General features: G+C 62.8%; 16 protein-coding genes. 6 read left to right on the top strand and 10 right to left on the bottom strand.

The window, feature by feature from the left end; genetic code table 11:
• Nucleotides 1-176: 176 nt before the first annotated feature.
• Nucleotides 177-1298: an efflux RND transporter periplasmic adaptor subunit gene (locus Q7V31_RS04020; RefSeq protein ID WP_304732552.1), complete on the top strand. Its 1122-nt coding sequence runs from the start codon at nt 177-179 to the stop codon at nt 1296-1298.
• 14 nt (nt 1299-1312) lie between these two features.
• Entirely contained in the window at nt 1313-4387 is a 3075-nt protein-coding gene (locus Q7V31_RS04015; RefSeq protein WP_304732551.1) for an efflux RND transporter permease subunit, read from the top strand.
• A 245-nt stretch (nt 4388-4632) separates the two neighbouring features.
• Here the strand turns inward: Q7V31_RS04015 and Q7V31_RS04010 are convergent, their stop codons facing one another.
• From Q7V31_RS04010 to Q7V31_RS03995, 4 genes are all read right to left on the bottom strand, one after another.
• On the bottom strand, nt 4633-5751 hold the full coding sequence (locus Q7V31_RS04010; RefSeq protein ID WP_304732550.1) for a radical SAM/SPASM domain-containing protein: 1119 nt from the start codon (nt 5749-5751) through the stop codon (nt 4633-4635).
• A 53-nt stretch (nt 5752-5804) separates the two neighbouring features.
• The gene (locus tag Q7V31_RS04005; protein WP_304732549.1) at nt 5805-6650 is read right to left on the bottom strand and encodes a TauD/TfdA family dioxygenase; all 846 of its coding nucleotides are present in this window, start codon (nt 6648-6650) and stop codon (nt 5805-5807) included.
• 18 nt (nt 6651-6668) lie between these two features.
• A complete protein-coding gene (locus tag Q7V31_RS04000) occupies nt 6669-7277 on the bottom strand; it encodes a glutathione S-transferase family protein (RefSeq protein WP_304732548.1) in 609 nt (202 codons plus the stop codon).
• Between the two features lie 336 nt (nt 7278-7613).
• Nucleotides 7614-9953, bottom strand: a complete 2340-nt coding sequence (locus tag Q7V31_RS03995; RefSeq protein ID WP_304732547.1) for an RND family transporter — start codon at nt 9951-9953, stop codon at nt 7614-7616.
• A gap of 159 nt (nt 9954-10112) precedes the next feature.
• Here Q7V31_RS03995 and Q7V31_RS03990 point away from each other — a divergent pair, with 159 nt between their 5' ends.
• A complete protein-coding gene (locus Q7V31_RS03990; protein WP_304732546.1) occupies nt 10113-11495 on the top strand; it encodes a DUF1329 domain-containing protein in 1383 nt (460 codons plus the stop codon).
• A gap of 431 nt (nt 11496-11926) precedes the next feature.
• Here the strand turns inward: Q7V31_RS03990 and Q7V31_RS03985 are convergent, their stop codons facing one another.
• The 3 genes from Q7V31_RS03985 to Q7V31_RS03975 form a co-directional block, all read right to left on the bottom strand.
• Entirely contained in the window at nt 11927-12613 is a 687-nt protein-coding gene (locus Q7V31_RS03985) for a VOC family protein (RefSeq protein WP_304732545.1), read from the bottom strand.
• 184 nt (nt 12614-12797) lie between these two features.
• Entirely contained in the window at nt 12798-13940 is a 1143-nt protein-coding gene (locus tag Q7V31_RS03980; protein ID WP_304732544.1) for a thiolase, read from the bottom strand.
• A 4-nt stretch (nt 13941-13944) separates the two neighbouring features.
• The gene (locus tag Q7V31_RS03975) at nt 13945-14358 is read right to left on the bottom strand and encodes a Zn-ribbon domain-containing OB-fold protein (RefSeq protein WP_304732543.1); all 414 of its coding nucleotides are present in this window, start codon (nt 14356-14358) and stop codon (nt 13945-13947) included.
• A gap of 134 nt (nt 14359-14492) precedes the next feature.
• Between Q7V31_RS03975 and Q7V31_RS03970 the strand changes: the two genes are divergently transcribed.
• A complete protein-coding gene (locus Q7V31_RS03970; protein ID WP_304732542.1) occupies nt 14493-14801 on the top strand; it encodes a hypothetical protein in 309 nt (102 codons plus the stop codon).
• A 2-nt stretch (nt 14802-14803) separates the two neighbouring features.
• Here the strand turns inward: Q7V31_RS03970 and Q7V31_RS03965 are convergent, their stop codons facing one another.
• Nucleotides 14804-15475: a nitroreductase gene (locus Q7V31_RS03965; RefSeq protein WP_304732541.1), complete on the bottom strand. Its 672-nt coding sequence runs from the start codon at nt 15473-15475 to the stop codon at nt 14804-14806.
• A 136-nt stretch (nt 15476-15611) separates the two neighbouring features.
• Between Q7V31_RS03965 and Q7V31_RS03960 the strand changes: the two genes are divergently transcribed.
• Entirely contained in the window at nt 15612-17399 is a 1788-nt protein-coding gene (locus Q7V31_RS03960) for an arylsulfatase (RefSeq protein WP_304732540.1), read from the top strand.
• Between the two features lie 3 nt (nt 17400-17402).
• Here the strand turns inward: Q7V31_RS03960 and Q7V31_RS03955 are convergent, their stop codons facing one another.
• Nucleotides 17403-17798, bottom strand: a complete 396-nt coding sequence (locus Q7V31_RS03955; protein WP_304732539.1) for a LuxR C-terminal-related transcriptional regulator — start codon at nt 17796-17798, stop codon at nt 17403-17405.
• Entirely contained in the window at nt 17791-18819 is a 1029-nt protein-coding gene (locus Q7V31_RS03950) for an alpha/beta hydrolase (RefSeq protein ID WP_304732538.1), read from the bottom strand. The genes Q7V31_RS03955 and Q7V31_RS03950 overlap by 8 nt, the downstream gene beginning before the upstream one ends.
• 173 nt (nt 18820-18992) lie before the next feature.
• On the opposite strand from Q7V31_RS03950, the gene Q7V31_RS03945 reads away from it, so the two are divergent.
• Complete coding sequence (locus Q7V31_RS03945) at nt 18993-20243, top strand: hypothetical protein (RefSeq protein ID WP_304732537.1); 1251 nt, start codon at nt 18993-18995, stop codon at nt 20241-20243.
• The last annotated feature ends 6 nt before the right edge of the window (nt 20244-20249 follow it).

Genomic DNA, 20249 nt, shown 5'->3' with positions numbered 1-20249 from the left:
CAGACCGTTCATGGCGCCCGCATTGTGGGCAATGCTGGCAAATTGCCATTTTCCTGCCCGTGTAAATGACCTATTCCAGAATGCCCAAGCCGGCTCGCTGGGCGCGCCGACCGATTACTTTCATCTGTCGACATGGCTCGTTCCAATTCGAGGGGCGGCCCAACAAGCGATAATTCATGCCACCTCTGAAGCAGCTTTCCCTGAAACAGCTTTCGCCCCGCACGATCATCGTCGGGATTTTGGCTGTGCTTGCGGCCTTGCTCGTCATCCTCTTCCTCTACCGCCTCTATGACCGTTTTGCGGGACAGCAATGGGGCGGTTTTCCGCCACCGGTCGTCGAGGTCGTCGAAGCGCGCCTTGCGCCGATCGAGGTTCGCGTTTCCGCTCTTGGTACGCTGCAGGCCGATCAATCGATCGTGCTGACACCGGAAATCCAGGGCGTCGTTACCAGCATCGATTTTACCGACGGGCAGCGAATCGAAGCCGGCGAGGTCGTGCTCCGGCTCAATGATGACGACCTCAAGGCGCGGCTGGCGCAGGCCGAGGCGCGGTTGACGCTGACGCGCGCCAACTATCAGCGCGCGGAGCAACTTGTCCGGCAGGGTTCGGGAACGGCGCGGGCACGCGACGAAGCGCTCAATGACTTCAAGTCGGCGGAAGCCGAGCTTGCAACCGCGCAGACGGCGCTCGACAAGGCGACCATCAAGGCGCCTTTTTCAGGCATCGCCGGGCTGAGGCAGGTAAGCCTCGGGCAGTATCTCACCGCCGGAGAGCCCATCGCGACGCTTGCCGATATCGACAATCTGCGCATCGATTTTCGCGTGTCCGAAGTTTTCCTGACGCGGATTCGCAAGGGTCAGAAGGTCGGGATCATCTTCGATGCGCTTCCGGGCACAGCCTATGAAGGCGTGGTCAGCGCCGTCGATCCCGTCGTCAGCATCGACGGGCGCGCGGTCAGCGTTCGCGCCTTGCTTGCGAATGAAGGCGGCGAGTTGCGGCCCGGCCTTTTCGGACGCGTCGACATCGTCACCGAGACGCGGGAGTCGATCATGGTACCTGAATCCGCGATCGTGACCGACCAGACCGGCCGCAGGGCCGTTTTCGTCGTGGTTGACGGGCGTGCCAGTCTGCGTCCGGTTGAGACGGGCGAGCGGCGGCCGGGGCAGGTCGAGATCGCATCGGGGGTTGAGCCGGGCGAGACGGTGATTGTCGCCGGTCAACTCAAGGTGCAGGACGGCGAGCCGGTCGAACCGATCTCCGCGACCGATGAGCAACCTCGCCCCGACCCGGCCGGTTAGCGGGGACCCGGGGCATGCATATTTCCGAACTGTTCATTCGCCGCCCGGTTTTCGCCACTGTCGTCAGCCTCATCCTGATGTTGATCGGGGTCGTGTCCTATGACCGGCTGTCGGTGCGTGAATATCCCGAAATCGACGAGCCGGTGGTGACGGTGACGACCGTCTATCGCGGTGCCAGCGCCTCGGTCGTCGAGCGCGAGGTGACGCAGCCGCTCGAGGATTCGATGGCGGGTATCGAAGGTATCGAAGTGCTGTCGTCGGCCAGTCGGCCCGAGGAAAGCCAGGTCACCGCGCGCTTCACGCTGGCGACCGATCCGGATGTCGCAGCCAGCGATGTGCGCGATCGCGTCGGACGCGCGCGCGGGCTTCTCCCGACCGACGTCGACGAGCCGATTATCGCCAAGGTCGAGGCCGACGCACAGCCGATCATGTATATCGCCTTCAAAAGCGATCGCATGACGTCGCTGGAAATCACCGACTATCTGGACCGCATCGTTCGCGATCGACTGCAAAATCAGCCGGGCGTCGCGCAGGTCAGCATTTTCGGCGGTCGCGAATATTCGATGCGCATCTGGGTCGATCGTGCGCGTCTCGCAGCCTACAGCCTTACCGTACAGGATGTTGAAAACGCCATCCGGGCTCAGAACACGGAGATTCCATCCGGCCGCATTGAAAGCCTCGATCGGGAATTTACGGTGCTTGCCAAGACGGCACTGCAAACACCCGAAGAGTTCGAGAACATCGTCGTCAAGGAGAGCGACGGATTTCAGGTCCGGCTTTCGCAGGTGGCGCGGGTCGAGGTTGCGGCGGCGAATGTCCGGCGCTCCGCGACGTATAACGGGGAAACCTCGATCTCGCTCGGTGTGGTCAAACAGGCGACAGCCAATCCACTCGAGGTTGCTGCGGGCGTGCGCAGGACGCTGGACGATCTGGCACCGTCGCTGCCGGAGGGCATGGCGTCGTTCGTGGGCTACGATACGTCCGTGTTCATCGCCGAATCCATCCGTTCGGTTTACGAGACCATCATCGAGGCCATCGTTCTGGTCGTTCTGGTGATCTTTGTCTTCTTGCGGACGGTGCGGGCTTCCTTCATTCCGGTCGTTACCATTCCGATCGCGTTGATCACCAGTTTCGCGATCATGTTGATGTTCGGGTTCAGCATCAACACGCTGACGCTGCTTGCGATGGTTCTCGCAATCGGCCTCGTCGTCGACGATGCCATCGTCATGCTTGAAAATATCTACCGGCATATCGAAATGGGGAAGACGCCGTTCCAGGCCGCCATCGACGGTTCGCGCGAGATTACATTTGCCGTCATTGCGATGACGCTGACACTCGTCGCCGTTTATGCGCCGGTCAGCTTTGCCGAAGGGCGCACGGGCAAGCTCTTTCTCGAATTCGCGTTGACGCTGGCGGGTGCGGTGGTTGTGTCGGGATTTGTGGCGCTCACCCTCACGCCGATGCTCTGTTCGAAGCTGTTGCGTCATGAAGTGAGTCCGGGCCGTATCCAGCGCTGGCTCGGCGACAAGCTCGATGAACTCGATACGGGTTACAAGAAGCTCTTGCACCGCGCGCTCGAAAAGCAGCGTGTGGTGGTGGCCGTCGCGGTTATCGTCGGCGTCTCCTGTGCCGGCTTGATGATGTTGTTGCAGCGTGAACTGGCGCCGCTGGAGGACCGCGGTACATTGCTCGTCGTCGGGCAGGCGCCGCAAGGTGCAACGCTTGAATTTTCAGCCCGCTATGCGCGGCAGATCGAGCAGATATATACCGATATTCCCGAAGTTGCCGGCTATCTGGTCGTCTCCGGATTTCCGCAGATCACCGATCTCGTGTCCTTTTCGCGCCTCATTCACTGGAGCGAGCGCAGCCGCACGCAGCAGGAGATCGTCAATGAAATTCAGCCAAAGCTGGGCCGCATCCCCGGTATCCGCGCCTTTGCGATCAACCCGCCATCGCTGGGACAAAGCGGACGTTCGTTGCCGGTCGAATATGTGATCCAGGCATCCGGCACCTATGAGGAGCTGGACCAGTACGCGAACCTGATCATGCAGGAGGTCCGCCTCAATCCGGGCTTCGTCAATCCGGATACGAATCTCAAATTGCAGAAGCCGCAACTCGACATTGCGGTCAATCGCGACAAGGTCGTGGACGCGGGGATCGATGTGGCGACCGTCGGCCGGACGCTTGAAACCCTGCTCGGCGGACGCCGCGTGACGCGCTATGAGCAGGGCGGCAAGCAATATGATGTGATCGTGCAGGTTGCCGATGAGGAGCGCCAGACGCCGAACGACATCAGCAATATCTATGTCCGTGGCGGCGCCGGCGAAATGGTGCAGCTCTCCAATCTCATATCGGTGACGGAGACCGTCGCGCCCAACGCGCTCAACCGCTTCAATCAACTTCGTGCCGCAACGATTTCCGCCAATCTTGCGCCCGGCTATTCGATGGGCGAGGCGCAGGCATTTCTCGACGAGGCAGCACGAAGATTGTTGCCGGCGACCGCACAGACGGATGTCGACGGCCAGCTTCGCGAGTTCGTCAAATCGTCCAACACCATCGCCGTTACGTTCGTTCTGGCGCTGCTATTTATCTACCTGGTTCTTTCGGCGCAGTTCGAAAGTTTTCTCGATCCGCTGATCATTCTGGTCAGCGTGCCGTTGTCGATTGCGGGCGCGCTGCTGCTTCTGTTTCTGACGGGCACGACGCTCAACATCTACAGCCAGGTCGGATTGATTACGCTTGTCGGCCTGATCAGCAAGCACGGGATTCTGATTGTCGAATTCTCCAATCAGTTGCGCGAACGCGGCCATCCGGTTTACGAGGCGGTGGTGGAAGCGGCGGGCCTCAGACTGCGGCCGATCCTGATGACGACGGGTGCGATGGTGCTCGGTGCGATGCCGCTGGCGCTTGCCGGCGGCGCCGGCGCGGAAAGCCGGCGCTCCATCGGTCTCGTCATTGTGGGCGGGATCAGTTTCGGTACCGTGTTGACGCTGTTCGTCGTGCCGACGGTCTATCTGATCCTGGCCGGCTGGCGGGAGCGGCGGGTCGCGGCGAAGGCGGGACGCGAGGTCCACGCGCCGGCCGAATAGGCGGAAATATTTGCTCCGTGTACGGATTCGGACAGCAAAAAGGGGCTGAAACACCCCCCTCTGTCACAAAACTGTCATAAAACTGTCACAAAAGACTTTCGGGCCGACTTATCCCGCATCCGGCAGCGAATTTCGTGCTTTTTTTGGTGCTCTCCAAAGCACGCTCAAAGGGGCTCTGGATGGTGCACCGGCCTCTCCTTCGCAGATGCATGAGGGGATATATTGCGGCGCCGAGGCGAAAAAACTTATCCCCGCCCGCCGGCGGTGGCCGCAACGCTTTTCGAAGCGCTCAACCGTTGCGTGCGCAGACCGCGAATGAGCGGACCGAGTTTTTCTTCGTGGAAGCGGTCGCAGCCGATGCAGAGATTGGCGTAAGGGGCGCCTTGCGGCGTCGTCGTGTGCGAGGCCTCGACAAAATCATCGGCGCTCCATCCGAGGCTCTCGCCCATGTGCAGCGGATCGCCGGCGTTCAGGGCCTCGAAGACCGGATGGCCTTTCAGGCTGTCGAGAATGTCGACGAGGCGTTCCTCGGTCAGATTGCCGATCGGCAGTTTCGTTTTCAGGCAGCAGGGGAAGACGTCGCCATTGGGTTCGATGGCGACTTCCGATCCCGCCCAGCCGTGATTGAGAAAATTCTTCGCGCCTGACCAGCGGGCGCAGAAATTGGTTTCCATGGTTGCCTTCGACAGGCCGTTCTCCCAGGCGCGTCCGCGCGGCCAGAGCTCGGCGATCCACTGGCCGGGCTGCGCGCCGAAGAAAACATAAAAGGGACCGTCCTCAAGGAGATGGTCGCGGGTGCTTGCCGCGTCGGGCACGGGATTGAAGCCCGCGGCCTCGAACATCGATTTCAGCTTTTCCATGAAGGGCAGGCGCTTCTCGCCTTCCATGCCGACGTGATAGTCGTCCATGCTGGCAACCGCGATCATCCAGACGCCGCGGGCGCGCAATTCGTCGAGCATTTTCGGGGTCACGATGTCGCCGGTCGTCTGCATGCTGACGCGGGCGCCGCGGGCCCCATATTTCTCGCGGACGGCGTCGAGCGCCGGATAGAGCAGGGCTTCGCGTACCGGGTCGATCAGCAATTCGCCGCCGGCCATGATGATGCGGCCGATGCGCTCCGATGGCGTTCCATCGGCACCGGGCTTTCCGGGGTCGCGATAGACCATGCTGTCGGGCAGGTTGGCGATGATGCGGCGATAATTGTCGACGCCTTCGCCGACGACCGCCTTCAAGCCGTCGCGGACATAGGGGCGGAAGCGCGTGTCGTAACAATGACGGCACTTGCGGTGACAGGCATAGGTGAGGACGTAATAGACCGATTCCATGACGGGTTCGCGCGGCTCCTGTTCGACGCGGCCGAGCATAGCCCGGCCGGCCGATGACGGCGCATCACAAGCGCGCGAGGCCTGGAAAGGCTCTAGACCGGGCGGTCGCCGTCCACCGTCACGCGTTCCATGTGGCGGCGATAGCCGTGATAATCGTTGAGCGCGAAATGCTGGGCGGCGCGGTTGTCCCAGAAGGCGATGGCGTTTTTCGTCCAGCGGAAGCGGCAGGTGAAAGGCTCCTGCGTGCAATGCTCGAAGAGAAAGTTCAGCAAGGGCCGGCTTTCGCGGCGGGTCATGCCGACGAATTTTTCGGTGAAGGCCGGATTGACATAGAGCGCCTTGCGGCCGGTTTCGGGATGGGTGCGCACCACCGGATGCTCGTAGAAGGGCGTGTCGTCGCCGGCGGTGGCGACTTCCATGCCCTTGCGTTTCTGCGCCGAGTGGCCGCGCTCGCTGTATTCGCCTTTCGCCGTGTGGACGGCCTTCAGGCCTTCGAGCATTTTCTTCATGCCGTCCGACAGCGTTTCGTAAGCGAGATACTGGTTGGCCCAGAGCGTGTCGCCGCCATAAGGCGGGACTTCGCGCGCATAGAGGATCGAGCCCAGGGCCGGCTCTTCCAGAAACGACATGTCGGAATGCCAGCCACCGCCGAAATTGATGCGGTCTTCGGGTTCCTTGACGATCTGCATGATCTCGGGATGGCCGTCCATGCCCTTCACGTAAGGATGGATGTTCAGTGTGCCGAAGCGGCGGCCGAAGGCCTTGTGCTGGTCATGGCTGATGTGCTGGTCGCGGAAGAAGATCACTACATGATCGAGAAAGGCCTGGTGGATGGCGTCGAAGGTCTCGTTGGAGAGATCCTTCGACAGGTCCACGCCCTCGATCTCGGCGCCGAGGGCGCCGGAGATCGGTTTGACGTCGATAGCTTTGCTTGGCATCGCTTCTTCTCCCCGCGTTCAGGCGGTTGCTTTCTGGAAGCCCGGCCGCGACGACAGCCGCGCGAAATAGGCGACGGCATTCGGGTAATCGTCGGTCAGCAGGCCGAAGAGTTTGCACAGGTGCAGGCTGTAACCCATCATCGTGTCGGCGGCGGTGAAATCCTTGCCGCAGATAAAGTCCTTGCCGGCCAGTTCGCGGTCGACGATCGAGAGCATCTTCTTCGCCGCGACCTGGCTTTCGGCCGCCACCTGCGGAATGCGATCGGCTTCCGGACGGAGAAACGCATGCTGGGCAATATTGCCGAGCGGCACCATGAAGGTCGCTTCGGCGAAGTGCAGCCAGTGCAGGAAGTGCCCGTGCTCCGGCGTGCCCGGCTTCGGCTCAAGGCGGCCGCGCCCGTGTTTGGCGAGCAGATATTGCGTGATGGCGCCCGACTCGTTGAGGATCAGTCCGTCGTCGTCGACCGACGGCACCTTGCCGAGCGGATGCACCGCCAGATAGGCCTCGGACTGAAGGTCCGCCGGCGCAAAATTGAGCGTCTTCAGCTCATAGGGAATGCCCAGTTCCTCGCAGAGCCAGACGATACGAACCGAACGCGTGTTTTTGGCGTGGTAGATTTTCAGCATGACGTCTCCTGATGGGCGCCTTTTGCCGGCGCCGCTCGTTTTCCATTGGCCACAGTCTAGCGAAACGGGCGGCGGGCGCAAAATGCCCCTCTTCCCACCCTCCCCCTGTGGGAGGGTCAAACGGGCGCAGCCCGTTTGGGGAGGGGTGCTCCGTTTTCGGTATGCGCAGGCATTTCGATTATGCGCGGAGGTTCCTCGCTTACGTTCGGGGTTCAAAAAGGTCCACTGGACCTTTTTGTTCGCTTCGCGAAACGCCCCTCACCCCCAAAATTCGCGTTGCGAATTTTGACCCTCCCACAGGGGGAGGGTGGGAAGAGGGGCGAGTCCCGCAACGCCTCAGCGCGGGCGGCGGGCGCGGGGGAAGAGGCGTTCCAGCGTTGCGGCGAAGGCGGGGAGGAAGACGATGGCGGCGATCATGTTGGCGAGGAACATGAAAGACAAGAGGATGCCCATATCGGCCTGCAGCTTGAGACCCGAGAAACCCCAAGTGGAGACGCCGACCGAAAGCGTCAGGCCGGTGAAGATGACGGCAACGCCGATCTGTTTCAGCGCCAGCGGATAGGCCTCGCCGATCGGCATGCCCTCGTCGAGAAAGACCTGCAGGCGGCTGTAAATGTAGAAGGCATAGTCGACGCCAATGCCGGTCGCCAGCACCAGCACCGGCAGCGTCGAGACCTTCAGGCCGATGCCGAGCGCCGTCATCAGCCAGTAGCCGAGGAAGGTCGCCATCAAGAGCGGCATGCAGCAGCAGATGATGGCGCGCCAGTCGCGATAGGCGAAATAGACCAGCGCCACGATGACCGCATAGACCCAGGCCAGCATCGGCATTTCGTTGGCCTCGATCACATCATTGGTCGCGGCCATCACGCCGACCCCGCCCATGCCGAGGCGGAAATTGACGTCGGGCCGTGCCAGCGCGCCGGGATCGGTGGTGCGGAAATTTATCACCGCGGCGATCACGTCTTCGATGGTGGCGGCCTTGTGGTCGTCGAGATAGACGATCACCGGCAGGATGGTGCAGGCCTCGTTCAGAAGCCCGCTCGAGGGTTCGTAAAGCGATGTGGTGCGGATCAGGTCGGTTTCGGTGCGCGGCAGGGCGATCCATTTGAGATTGCCCTCGCGCCAGATCGCCGCCGTGTCGCGGGCCGAAAACGCCAGCGACTGCACCGAATTGACGCCCGGTACATTGCGCATCCGCCACGAGAAACGGTCGATCAACTGCATGGTCGGGTAGTGGATGCAAGCGTCGGGCGGCGTCTCGACGACGATGATCAGCGCGTCGGCGGAAATCGAGAAACGGTCGACGATTTCGGCAATGTCGCGATTGTAGCGCGATGACGGCCAGAGCTCGGAGAAGCCTTCGGTCAGATCGCCGATATGGCGGTGGCGGGTTTCGGTGACGGCGGCGGCAAGCAGCACGGCGAAGACGACCAGGGCAACGGCCGCCGGGCCCGGCCGGGCGATGCCGCCGATGATGCCCATCAGGCGCTCGCGCGAGCGGCGCAGGCGCGCATAGGTTTCGGCATAGCCGGGGCGCGCCGGCAGGTAGGAGGCCAGCAGCGGCAGCATGATCAGGTTGGTGACGATTTTCAGCGCCACGCCGAGCGCGGCCATCACGGCCAGATCCTGAATGACCTCGATCGGGATCAGATAGAGGGTGCCGAAACCGACGAGATCGGTGACCAGCGCCAGCGAGCCCGGCACCAGCAGACGGCGGAAGGTCGTGCGCGCCGCTTCGTCGGCCGTCCGGCCCTCGCTGAGTTCGGAGGCGATCAGATTGATCTGCTGGACGCCATGGCTGACGCCGATGGCGTAGACCAGGAACGGCACCAGCACGGCCAGCGGGTCGAGGCTTCGATCCATCATGTGCAGCAGGCCGAACTGCCAGACGACCGAGACCAGCGAACAGAAGACCGCGAGGAACGTCAGTTGCACCGAACGCGCATAGACAAAGACGGCGAGCGTGGTCAGCACGAAGGCCAGCGCGAAGAAGATGATGACGTCGCTGGCGCCATCGGCGATGTCGCCGACGAATTTGGCGAAGCCGACGATCTGTATTTCGACATCGGCATCTTCGTAGCGGGCGCGGACCTGCGTTTCGAGACGCTCGGCGAGATCGAGATAGTCGAGCTTTTCGCGCGTCAGCGGGTCGATTTCCTGCAACTCGGCGATGACCAGCGCGGCGCGGTGATCGTTCGAAATCAGGAAGCCCTTGTGCTTGCCGTTGAGGGCGCGGTCGCGGATCGTGTCGACATCGGCGTCTGAAATGTTGCCGGCGGTGACGCCGCCGGGGATCACCGGATAGGCATTGATGCCTTCCTCGGTGTTTTCGGTCACCCGCGTCGTTGTCGACCAGAGCGAGCGCACGGTGGAGCGGCGCACGCCGGGCAGGAAGGTCACTTCCTCGGCGACCTCGTGGAGCCGCTTCAGGAAGTCGGCATTCCAGATGGTGCCCTCGCGCGCCTTGACGGCGACCAGCACCAGATTGGCGCCGGGGACCTCGTTTTCATATTCGAGGAAGGTCTGGACGTATTCGTGCTCGGTCGGCACCTGTTTCAGGAAGCCGGCCTCCATGCGCAGCTGGACGGCATAAAAGCCGGTCAGCAGGGTAAATGCCGCCAGCAAGACAAGGATGACGGCCCTCGACTTGAAAACAATGAACTCAACAAATTTCACGCCAACTCCCCCCGAACCGCCTCCCCCAGAAAGACGCGGCTGTCTTCTTCCGTGAATTCTTGCCGGCGATCCTTTGCGATTCCGACCCAAAAAGGTGGCCATGACCGCTCAATTGGGCCAAGGTTAGTAAAATGACGTTATCAATGGGGAGGGTTTTCGATGCGTTTGTCAAAGTCTATCTGGGCAGCGGCCACGGCGTGCTTCGTGTTGGCCAGCCCGGCGGGTGCCGGCGTGCCGGGGGAACAGGCGGCGCGGCTCGCGCGCGACCTGACGCCGCTCGGTTCGGAAAGGGCCGGCAATGCCGATGGCTCGATCCCGGCCTGGGATGGCGGCCTGGCAATGGTGCCGGCCAATGTCTCCCATCAGGGCGGCCATTATGCCGACCCCTTTGCCGACGATCCCGTGTTGCTGACGATCGACAAGAGCAATCTGGGCGCGCATCAAGATGCCCTGACGGCCGGCCAGCGGGCGATGATCGAGACCTATCCCGGCTACAAGCTCAATATCTATCCATCGCGGCGGAGCTGCGCGCTGCCGGAAAGCATTTACGAGGCGACGCGGCAGAACGCCGTGTCGGGTGCGCTGGGCGGCGACGGCGACACGCTTTCGGATGTGCTGAAAGGCATTCCGTTTCCGATCCCTTCCAATGCCTATGAGATCGTCTGGAACCACAATCTGCGCTATCGCGGCTACAAGGTGCGCCGCACCTTCGTGTCGGCGGCGCCGACGCGCGAGGGGAGTTTCACGCCGGTCAAGGTGCGCGACGAGCTGATGTTCGACTATTCCTCGCCGCGTGTTTCGTCGTTCGCGCAGCTCAACAATACCTCGTTCCGCTATTTGCAGGAAACGCTGGCGCCGGCGCGGCGCGCCGGCCAGTTGCTGCTGGTGCATGAGGTTGTCGATCCGGCCAAGGGCGATCGCCGTTCCTGGCAATATACGGTCGGCCACAGCAATTCGACGCCGCGCGTGCAGCGCACCAGCGCCATTGCCTATGACACGCCGCAAATCTATTCCGACGCGATGTCGACGGCCGACAGTTTCGACGTCTTCAGCGGGCCGCTCGACCGCTTCAACTGGACGGTGCGCGGGCGGGAAGAGCGCTATATCGCCTATAATTCCTACAAGTTGAGTTCGCCGACGCTTCGATATGCCGAGATCATCGAGCCCGGCCATATCAATCAGGATCTCGTGCGCTATGAAAAGCACCGGGTCTGGGCCGTCGAGGCGGTGCTGAAGCCCAATCAGCGGCATATCTATCAGCGCCGGACCGCCTATTTCGACGAGGACGGCTACAACATGGTGGCGGGCGAACTGCATGATGCGCGTGGCGGCTTGTGGCGGGTGCAGGAAGCGCATCTGATGCAGTATTACGACGCGCCGACCTGCTTCAATGCGTCGGACGTCGTCTACGATCTGGTCGAAGGGCGCTATGTGATCCAGAACCTCAAGAACGAGGAAGACGGGATCGACTTCAACGCCAGTGACATCAACGACAATACGTTCCTGCCGGAAGAAATGCGCCGGCGCATCGTGCGGCGGTAAAGGCGGTAGCGGGAGTACATGGACCGCTGCGGTCAATGGTGAGGTGAAGAAGGGTTCACGCGGAGACGCGGAGCCGCGGAGAAGAGAAGGAAGATAAGGACTCACGCAGAGACGCAGAGAAGGGGTGGTGGCGCTTCGCGCCGGAAAACTTTTCAAAACCCAAAGCGTCGTCATTGCGAGCGAAGCGAAGCAATCCAGAAGCCGCGCGCTGAGTTTTCCGCGTCTGGATTGCTCGTGTAATGGGCTTGCCCTTCGCTTCGCTCCGGGCGTTCTGGGTTCGAAAAGGTCCACCGGACCTTTTCGCTCGCGTTCCGCAAACCGCCTCTCACCCCCCAAGGGGAGGGTGGGAAGATAGGAGCAGACCGCTCGCGAGGTCTGTGAATGCCGCAATCAGTCGAGCGCGCCGGTCAGAGAGGCGCGCACCTTTGAAATTATTCCAGCGCGCCGACAAGTGAGGCGCGCTGGGACATCTCGATCCAGTTGCCGTCGGGATCGCGCAGAAAGGAAATGCGCGCGACCTTGCCGAGCGTTTGCGGGGCGCGGCCTTCGGCGCCGCCGCGGGCGAGGATGGCGGCATGCTCGGCGTCGACATTGCGGATCTGGATGGTGATGTAGCGGAAGCCCTTGCCTTCGAGCGTGGTGCTTTCCGGCGTGCCGGGCGTTTCGTCGAAAAGGATCACGCTGTCGCCGCAGAGAAAGCTCAAGCCGCCGCGTTCGGGCACATCGGGCAGGCCGAGCGCCACCGCATAGAAGCGGCGATGGGCAGCGGCGTCGCGGACGGCGAGGCGGATGCCGATGCGCTCGATGCCGTCGCTGCCCGGCGGCACCAAAGTGACGCGGTTGCCGTCGGGATCGGTCAGACGCTTCGGCCCGAGAAGTCCCTCGCGGGCGATCAGGAGTTCGCGGTAGCCGGCGGGCGGCGAGGCCGGCAGCGGGTTTTTCGCGTGATTGATCTTCAGCACCGAGCCCAGAAGCTCGTGGCGGTGCTGCTGCAGGCCGCCGCCCAGCGGCAGGACGTGATCGAGCGCGAGCCCAATCTCGTTCTGCCAGAAATCGAGCATCGGTTCGAGATTGTCGGTGAAGAGGCCGATATCGATGCGCGGTTTCGCGAGTTCCATCTTCGTCTCCGTTGTCGCCACATTGCCGTCATTGCGAGGAGCGTCAGCGACGAAGCAATACAGAAGCGGCAGACTCGGTGCGCGTGGCTTCTGGATTGCTTCGCGTTCGGGGTTCGAAAAGGTCCACCGGACCTTTTCGTTTGCGTGCGCAAAACACCCCTCACCTCGCAATGACGAGATTGTCTTATGGCGCTTCGTTCGAAAAGACGATGGTGCCGGAGGCGGCGAACATGCCGCCGACGCCATGGGCGATCGAGATTTTTGCGTTCGGTACCTGGGCCGGCGCGATGCCCCGCATCTGGCGGATGCTTTCCTGCAGCGCATACATGCCGTACATGCCCGAATGCATGTAGGAGAGACCGCCGCCATTGGTGTTGAGCGGTAGCTTGCCGCCGGGCCGTGTGTTGCCTTCGCGGATGAAGGCGGCGCCTTCGCCCTTGTCGCAGAAGCCGAGATCTTCGAGGCCGTAGACCGGCAGATGGGCGAAGGCGTCGTAGATCATCAGATGGTCGACATCGCCGTGCTTGATGCCAGCCTCGTCGAAGGCCTTTTTGCCCGAGACGCGGAAGGCCTTCGAACTGGTGAAGTCTTCCATCTGGGAGAGCATCGGCGTCTCGCAGCTTTCGCCGGTGCCGAGGATATAGACCGGCTTTTGGGGGAAGTCCTTTGCGCGTTCGGCGCTGGTCAGGATCAGCGCGCCGCCGCCATCCGTCACCAGACAGCACATCAGCAGGCGGAAGGGCCAGGCGATCATCTTCGAGTTCAGCACGTCGTCGACGGTGATCGGATCGCGGAAGGTGGCGCGCGGATTTTGCGCGGCCCATTCGCGCTGGACGACGGCGACATGGGCAAGGTCTTCCTCGGTGACGCCATACTGCTTCATGTAGCGCAAAGCCGGAATGGTGAAGATGGTCGGCGGGCCGGAAATGCCGAAGGGGACTTCGAACTGGCCGGCCTGGCTTGCCGGATCGCGGGAGAAGCGGCGTGCGCCGACGCGGGAGCGGCCGGACTCGGCATGCGTAATCAGCACCGTGTTGCAGAGGCCTTCGTTGATGGCGGCCGCCGCGTGGCGGACATGCAGCATGAAGGAGCAGCCGCCGACGCTGGTGCCGTCGACCCAGGTGGGGGTGATGCCGAGATAATGCGCGACCTCGACCGGGCTGTCGCCGGCGGTGGCGATGCCGTCGATGTCCCTGGCGGTCAGGCCGGCGTCCTTCATCGCGTTCAAGGCCGCATCGGCATGCAGCATCAGTTGCGAGGTGTCGGGGATCTTGCCCAGTTCCGTCGTTTCGGCGGCGCCGACGACGGCGATCGATTTCCGTTTCATCGCTTTATCCTTTCGCCGGGCGGAATTTCGGCAGGCTGATGTCCTCGCTTGCCTTCTCGAAGGTGACTTCGAGGGGCATGTCGAGGATCAGCGCTTCCGGCGTTTGCGGGCAGTCGACAATGTTGGTCATCAGGCGCGGGCCTTCGGCCAGCGTGACGACGGCGATCGAATGCGGCTCGGTGCCGAAATCGGGGCGCGGGCGATGATTGATGATGTAGCTGTAGAGCGTCGCCTTGCCGCTGGCCTTGTAGACTTCCACCGCACGCGAACCGCAATTGGGGCAGAAGGGGCGGGGCGGGAAGTAGCTCTCCTTGCAGGCCGTGCAGCGCTGCAGCCGCAGCTCGCCGTTTTTCGTGCCGTCCCAGAAATGCCGCGTCTCGGGCGTCGGCAAGGGCAGCGGGCGATTGTAGTCCGCCATGAAACTCTCCCTCGTTTGCGTGAATTCAGTTTCGATGGCGGCGAGGATAGCGGCGCGCCGGGTTTTGGCAAAGCGGCGGGATTCTGCGGGTTTTCCTTGTTGATTCCGCAGCGTCAGGGTCTATATGTATCAGTATGAAACAGTTTTCGGGGCTCTTGTTTGTGCTTCTGACCGCGGGCCTTGCCGGGCCGGCGATGGCGGACGCGCGCGTGCAGTGGATCGATCCCTGGGCGGTAGGTGAGCTTGCCGGCGGCGAAGAGGCCGATGGGCGGATCGAGATTACCGGCCAGGTACAGAGCTTCGGTTTCACCGGCGGTGTCGAGCGGCGCTTCATCTTCATTCCGGCATCGGCCGGCTTTGCACCGGGCCATGCGCTGCCGGCCGGGCAGCGCGCCGTCAGCGGCGACAGCGTGCAGATGGTCCGGCCGCGGCCGCGTTTCTGATTTCAATCGAAGCCGTGAAAGCGTGCGAAGCTTGTCAGCGGTTCGCGCTCGGAGACCAGCGTGTTGACCGGTGCGGTTTCATCGGCATAGCCCAATGACATGCCGCAGATGATGTATTCGTCGTCGGGCACATTCAGCACACGCCGCGTGACGCTCCAGAAATTGTTCCAGGCGCCTTGCGAGCAGGTGTCGAGGCCGCGGGCTTTCGCCGCCAGCATGATCGTCTGCATGAAAATGCCGATATCGAGGAAGCTCATCGCATCGAGATCCTTGTCGATGGTGAAGATGAGACCCACCGGCGCGTCGAAGAACCGGTAATTGCGGCCCCATTGGCGCCAGTTGGCGGCCTGATCGCCCTTGGGGATGCCGATCAATCCGTACATTTCCTTGCCGAGGGTGCGCATGCGCGTCGTGTAGGGTTCCTTGCGCTTCGAGGTGCGCGGGAATTCGGCGCTCTTGTCGGCGGGGTCGGTTTCGCGATGGGCCAGCACTTCGGCCTCGAGACGGGCCCGCGTTTCGCCGGCGACCACGTGCAGCTTCCAGGGCTGGATGTTGGTACCCGACGGCGCGAAACGCGCCAGTTCGAGGATTTCGGTCAGCAGCGAAAGCGGCACGGGATCGGGCTTGAAGGCGCGCACGGATTTCCGCGCCTTGATCGCATCGTCGACTTGCATGAAGGTCGCTCCGGAGAAGATGATTTCGATGCGCGGAGTGTTAGCACAAGGGCTTGTCCGGCGCGATGGCGCCGGTATATTGACATATATAATGTCATAATAGAGTGGCGCGCGCGGTCGCGAGAGGGCGGAGCGGATGAAGCTATCTGAAATTGCGACACTGGCGGCGGTTGCGCTGTCGCTTGCCGTTGCCTCGCCCGCCCTGGCGCAGGAGGCGCGGCCCAATATCGTCATCATCCTTGCCGACGATGCCGGCTTCAGCGATTTCGGCGCCTATGGCAGCGAGATCGCGACGCCGAATATCGATGCGCTGGCGGCCAGGGGTACGCTTTTTTCCAATTTCCACGCCTCGCCGATCTGCGCGCCGTCGCGCGCCATGCTGATGACCGGCGTCGACAGCCATCTGGCGGGGATCGGCAATCTGCCGGAATCGGCGCCGCTCGAACATCGCGGCCGGCCCGGCTATCTCGGACGGCTTGCCGACGATGTGGTGACGGTTGCCAGCCGGCTCAGTGCCGCCGGCTACCGCACGACGATGACCGGCAAATGGCATCTGGGTCACGGCGAGGGGTCGCATCCGGCGGCGCGCGGCTTCGACCGCTCCTTCGCGCTTGAAGCCTCGGGCGCCGACAATTGGGAAAAGAAATCCTATCTGCCGATCTATGATGACGCGCCCTGGTATGAGGACGGCAAGCCCGCCGATCTGCCGGCGGATTTCTATTCGTCGGCTTTCATTGTCGACAAGACGATCGAATATCTGGAAGAGAGCCGGGACGAAGGGCGGCCGTTCTTTTCCTATCTGGCCTTTCAGGCGATCCATATTCCGCTGCAGGCGCCGCGCGCATTCGTCGAAAAATATGACGGCGTCTATGACGCGGGCTGGGATGCGCTGCGCGAGGCGCGTTTCCGCGCCGTCATCGAGCGCGGGCTCCTGCCGGCCGATATGGAACTCGGGCCGATGCCCGGCGGGCTTCGCGACTGGGCGGAACGCAGCGAAGACGAGAAGCGGATGCTGGCAAAAAGCATGGCCGTCAATGCGGCGATGCTGGAGGCGATGGATTTTCATGTCGGGCGGCTGATCGACCATCTGAAAGAGAGCGGGCAATACGACAACACCGTCTTCATCGTGCTGTCGGATAACGGGCCGGAGCCCGGCGATCCGCTGGCGACGCCGGGCTTCCGGCAATGGTTGTGGTGGAGCGGCTACAATCGCGACATCGAAACGCTGGGCGAGAAGGGCTCCTATGTTTTTATCGGGCCGGAATTTGCCAGCGCCGCGGCCTCGCCCGGGGCCTTCTTCAAGTTCCAGGCCGGCGAGGGCGGCTTGCGCGTGCCGCTGATCTTTGCCGGGCGCGGGGTCGCGCGCGCGGGCACCACGGATGCCTTCAGCTATATCACCGACATCGCGCCGACCATTCTCGAACTGGCGGGGGTCGCGGCGACACCGGAATTCGAAGGCACGGCGGTGCAGGCGATGACGGGCAGGTCGCTGGCGCCGCTCTTGCGCGGTGCGGCGACGCGCGTCTATGGCGAAACGGATGCGGTCGGCATCGAGGCGGCGGGCAATGCGGCGCTCTTCCGCGGCGATTACAAGCTGGTGCGCAATGCCAAGCCCTATGGCGACGGGCAGTGGTATCTCTACAATCTTGCGCGCGATCCCGGCGAGACGCAGGATCTTTCGCAGGCCGAGCCCGATCTCCTTGCCGTCATGATGGCGGAATATGATGCCTATGCGGCGCGCGTGGGCGCGCTCGATGTGCCGGCGGGCTACAACCAGATCGCGCAGCTGACGACCAACAGCGTTCACGATCAGGTGCGGGCCAACTGGCCGGGCCTGACGGTGCTGGCACTTCTGCTGTTGGGGGCGGCGTTCTGGGGTTGTCACCGCGCCAGCCCGCGCGCCTGGCGGGCCTTGCACGGATAGGCGTCAGACGATTTTCATCAGCTCGCGCAGCACATCGGTCTGCTTGCTCTTGCCGAGCTTGTCCTTGATGTGGGTGAAATGCGTGCGCACGGTGTTGATGCTGCAGCCGCGCGTTGCCGCAATTGCCGTCAGTTTGTGACCGGCGGCGAAGGCGGCGGCGATTTCGGCCTCGACGCGGGTCAGGCCGAACGCGAGTTCGAAATCCTCCGGTATCGGATCGCGGCCGACTTCGGGGATCGCCCATTCGAGGCGCGGATTGGCGTTCAGCAGGTCTTCGACGAAAGGCCGGTCGTTGCGCTCGCCCCATTTCCTGATCTCGGCGATGCGTTTGCGGATGGCGGCGCTGTCATGACCAAGCGTGCCGGCATAGAGATTGCGCCGTTCGTCCCTGTCAGACATGGAGGGTTTCCACCTGGCGTTTACCGGCGTCGGTGCGGTCGCCGTAGCGGCGGGCGATGAAGTCGCCGATCTCCTCGATGGCGCGGCGCGATTCCGGCAGCAGCGTGCCGAGGCGCTGCCAGCCATGCGGCATCGGCGGATAGAGGCTCAGTTCGCTGTCGATGCCGGCGCGGCGCAACGCCTCGTCGATGCGCGTGGCGTCGTCGAGCAGAATGTCGACAGTGCTGGCCTGGATCAGCGTCGGCGGCAGGCCTTCGAGATCGGCAAAGACCGGCGAGGCCAGCGGATCGCCCGGCGCATGGCCCTGCAAATAGAGTTCGCGGCAGACCATCATGATTTCGATGTTGTTGGCGAGCGTCGCCTTGCGCGCATTGGTGAGCACCGAGCGGCCCGACAGCGTCATGTCGGCCCAGGGCGCCAGCAGCACCAGGCCTGCCGGCATCGGTATGCCGCGGTCGCGCAGCATTAGCAGCGCGCCAAGCGCGATGCCGCCGCCGGCGCTGTCGCCGACGAACTGGATCCGCGCCGGATCGGTGCCTTCGGCCAGCAGCCATTCATAAGCGGCGGCGACATCGGCGATTGCCGCCGGAAAGGGATGTTCGGGCGCGAGGCCGTAGTCGACCGACAGCGCCGTTGCATGCGCCTGCTTGCAGATGCGCGCGGCCAGCGACTGATAGAGCCGCGACTGGCCGAAGATGAAGGAGCCGCTGTGAACGAAGACGAGAACCCTGTCGGCCTGCGATTCCGGCATGACGATCCAGTCGCATGCGACTGGTGCCCCCGATGCAGGCTCCACCTGCATGCCGGCCGGCGCCGAGGTCATCAGGTCTTCGGTGCGTTGCAGGCGCTGCCGCGCTGTTTCGAAATCGAATTCGGCAACGGCCGGCGGTTGCGACGGGACGAAGATGCGTCCGGCAAGGCCGAAGAGAAGATTGAAAATCCGCCCGCGCCAGCTCAGGCCCGGCACGATGCGCCGCAGCGCGCCCAATGAAGCGCTGGAATCGAGAACCCGTGTCGTCATTTGCGAACCCCTGACCTGTGGATCGTCAAACGCCTGTTCGGCGGCCTCATCCTCAATATGCCGGGAAAATGATCCCGGCATCACCAGTTTTGATGATTTTTGAAATCCGGCTTTCGCCAAACCTTGTTCAAACCATGCCCGGAGGGCCGGGTGCGAGGCGATGGAGGGGTGAAATGAACGGGACCGATTTGACGCATAACAGCCTGTTGCGGCTTTCTTTTCTGCCGATTCTGGCGGTCATGCTGCTGGCGTTGCCGGGTTGTTCGATCTTCGACGAAAACTACAGGAAGACAATCATTACGGGCGGTGAGATCTATGCCGGGACCTCGATCTCCGCGAACAACCAGCCTGCCCAGGAGGGCGGCGGCATGGCTTCGGTCAATGCGCCCAGCTTCGATGCCGAAGGCAATGTGGTCGAGGCTGCGCCGCGTGCGGACTATCCGGACAAGGCGACAAGCCGGCCCGGCGGATATGAGCCCGCTAACGACGCCAGCGTCCATGCCTATCTCGCCGCGGCGCAGGTTCGCCTGCCGACCTATAAATATCTCGGCACCGAGTTCGGCGGCACCATCAATCTCGACAATGGCTACCGCCTGCAGGACGACGAGCGCAGCCTCGGCGGCGGCATTGGCGGCAGCGTCGGTATCGGCACGTATGGCGGCCAGCGGCTGCGCTTCAACCTCAATATCGGGCGTACCGAAGTCGATGTCGCGGGGCCGCGCGGCGGCTTCGACCCGGGCCCGGGCACATTTCTGCTCATTCCGGGCACGGGCGACGGCCCCTTCGGCGCCGGCTTTGCGCTGGCGCCCGGTGCGCCCGGCGTCAATGCGGTAACGACATCCGACTACAGTCTCGACTACAAGCAGACATCGTTCACCGGCAAGTTCTCGACCGATTACTGGTGCGATGATGACGAGGACGAGGAGGGCTTTTTCACCGGTCTCGGCTTTACGCCCTATGTCGGCCTCACCTATGCGCGCTCACGTTTCGACCAGCGCTTCGGCGGTGCGATTCCGGGCTTCGGCGTCGACTTCCAGTACGACACCAGCGTCCGAAACAATTCCTGGGGCGTGATGTTCGGTGGGCAAGCGATGATGCCGATCCGGAATTCGCCGGTCATGCTGCGCGCCGGCGCGACCGGGCAGATCGACTTCAACCGCGCCAAGGGGACCGACAGTCTCGACTTTACGGGCTTCGGCAGCCAGACCATGGCAATCAGGAACAGCGACACGACGTTCAGCTATTCGGCCAATGCCGGCGTGACGGTCGGCGCGCAGGCGCCGATCCGTTTCGATGTCGACCTGTTCTATGGCGGGATCGGCAACACGCCGTCGATCTCGCGCGACGGTGTAGGGCCGTCGAGGCTCAAAATGGAGGATTCCGACTACTTTGGCGGCATGCTCAGAACGACATTTACGTTCTAGGCGTGG

This window comes from Parvibaculum sp., assembly GCF_030651915.1.
Lineage (GTDB): Bacteria > Pseudomonadota > Alphaproteobacteria > Parvibaculales > Parvibaculaceae > Parvibaculum.
The sequence above is the reverse complement of the archived record's forward strand: the minus strand, read 5'-3'. Positions and strand labels throughout refer to the sequence as shown.

Bases quoted from the DNA above. Each gene is read 5' to 3' on its own strand.
- Q7V31_RS03970 (WP_304732542.1), top strand. From the start codon at position 14,493: ATGAAACAGTTTTCGGGGCTCTTGTTTGTGCTTCTGACCGCGGGCCTT.
- Q7V31_RS04010 (WP_304732550.1), bottom strand. From the start codon at position 5,751: ATGCTCGGCCGCGTCGAACAGGAGCCGCGCGAACCCGTCATGGAATCG.
- Q7V31_RS04000 (WP_304732548.1), bottom strand. From the start codon at position 7,277: ATGCTGAAAATCTACCACGCCAAAAACACGCGTTCGGTTCGTATCGTC.
- Q7V31_RS04015 (WP_304732551.1), top strand. From the start codon at position 1,313: ATGCATATTTCCGAACTGTTCATTCGCCGCCCGGTTTTCGCCACTGTC.
- Q7V31_RS03985 (WP_304732545.1), bottom strand. From the start codon at position 12,613: ATGGAACTCGCGAAACCGCGCATCGATATCGGCCTCTTCACCGACAAT.
- Q7V31_RS03980 (WP_304732544.1), bottom strand. From the start codon at position 13,940: ATGAAACGGAAATCGATCGCCGTCGTCGGCGCCGCCGAAACGACGGAA.
- Q7V31_RS03955 (WP_304732539.1), bottom strand. From the start codon at position 17,798: ATGTCTGACAGGGACGAACGGCGCAATCTCTATGCCGGCACGCTTGGT.
- Q7V31_RS03950 (WP_304732538.1), bottom strand. From the start codon at position 18,819: ATGACGACACGGGTTCTCGATTCCAGCGCTTCATTGGGCGCGCTGCGG.
- Q7V31_RS03945 (WP_304732537.1), top strand. From the start codon at position 18,993: ATGAACGGGACCGATTTGACGCATAACAGCCTGTTGCGGCTTTCTTTT.
- Q7V31_RS03975 (WP_304732543.1), bottom strand. From the start codon at position 14,358: ATGGCGGACTACAATCGCCCGCTGCCCTTGCCGACGCCCGAGACGCGG.
- Q7V31_RS03990 (WP_304732546.1), top strand. From the start codon at position 10,113: ATGCGTTTGTCAAAGTCTATCTGGGCAGCGGCCACGGCGTGCTTCGTG.
- Q7V31_RS03965 (WP_304732541.1), bottom strand. From the start codon at position 15,475: ATGCAAGTCGACGATGCGATCAAGGCGCGGAAATCCGTGCGCGCCTTC.
- Q7V31_RS03960 (WP_304732540.1), top strand. From the start codon at position 15,612: ATGAAGCTATCTGAAATTGCGACACTGGCGGCGGTTGCGCTGTCGCTT.
- Q7V31_RS04005 (WP_304732549.1), bottom strand. From the start codon at position 6,650: ATGCCAAGCAAAGCTATCGACGTCAAACCGATCTCCGGCGCCCTCGGC.
- Q7V31_RS04020 (WP_304732552.1), top strand. From the start codon at position 177: ATGCCACCTCTGAAGCAGCTTTCCCTGAAACAGCTTTCGCCCCGCACG.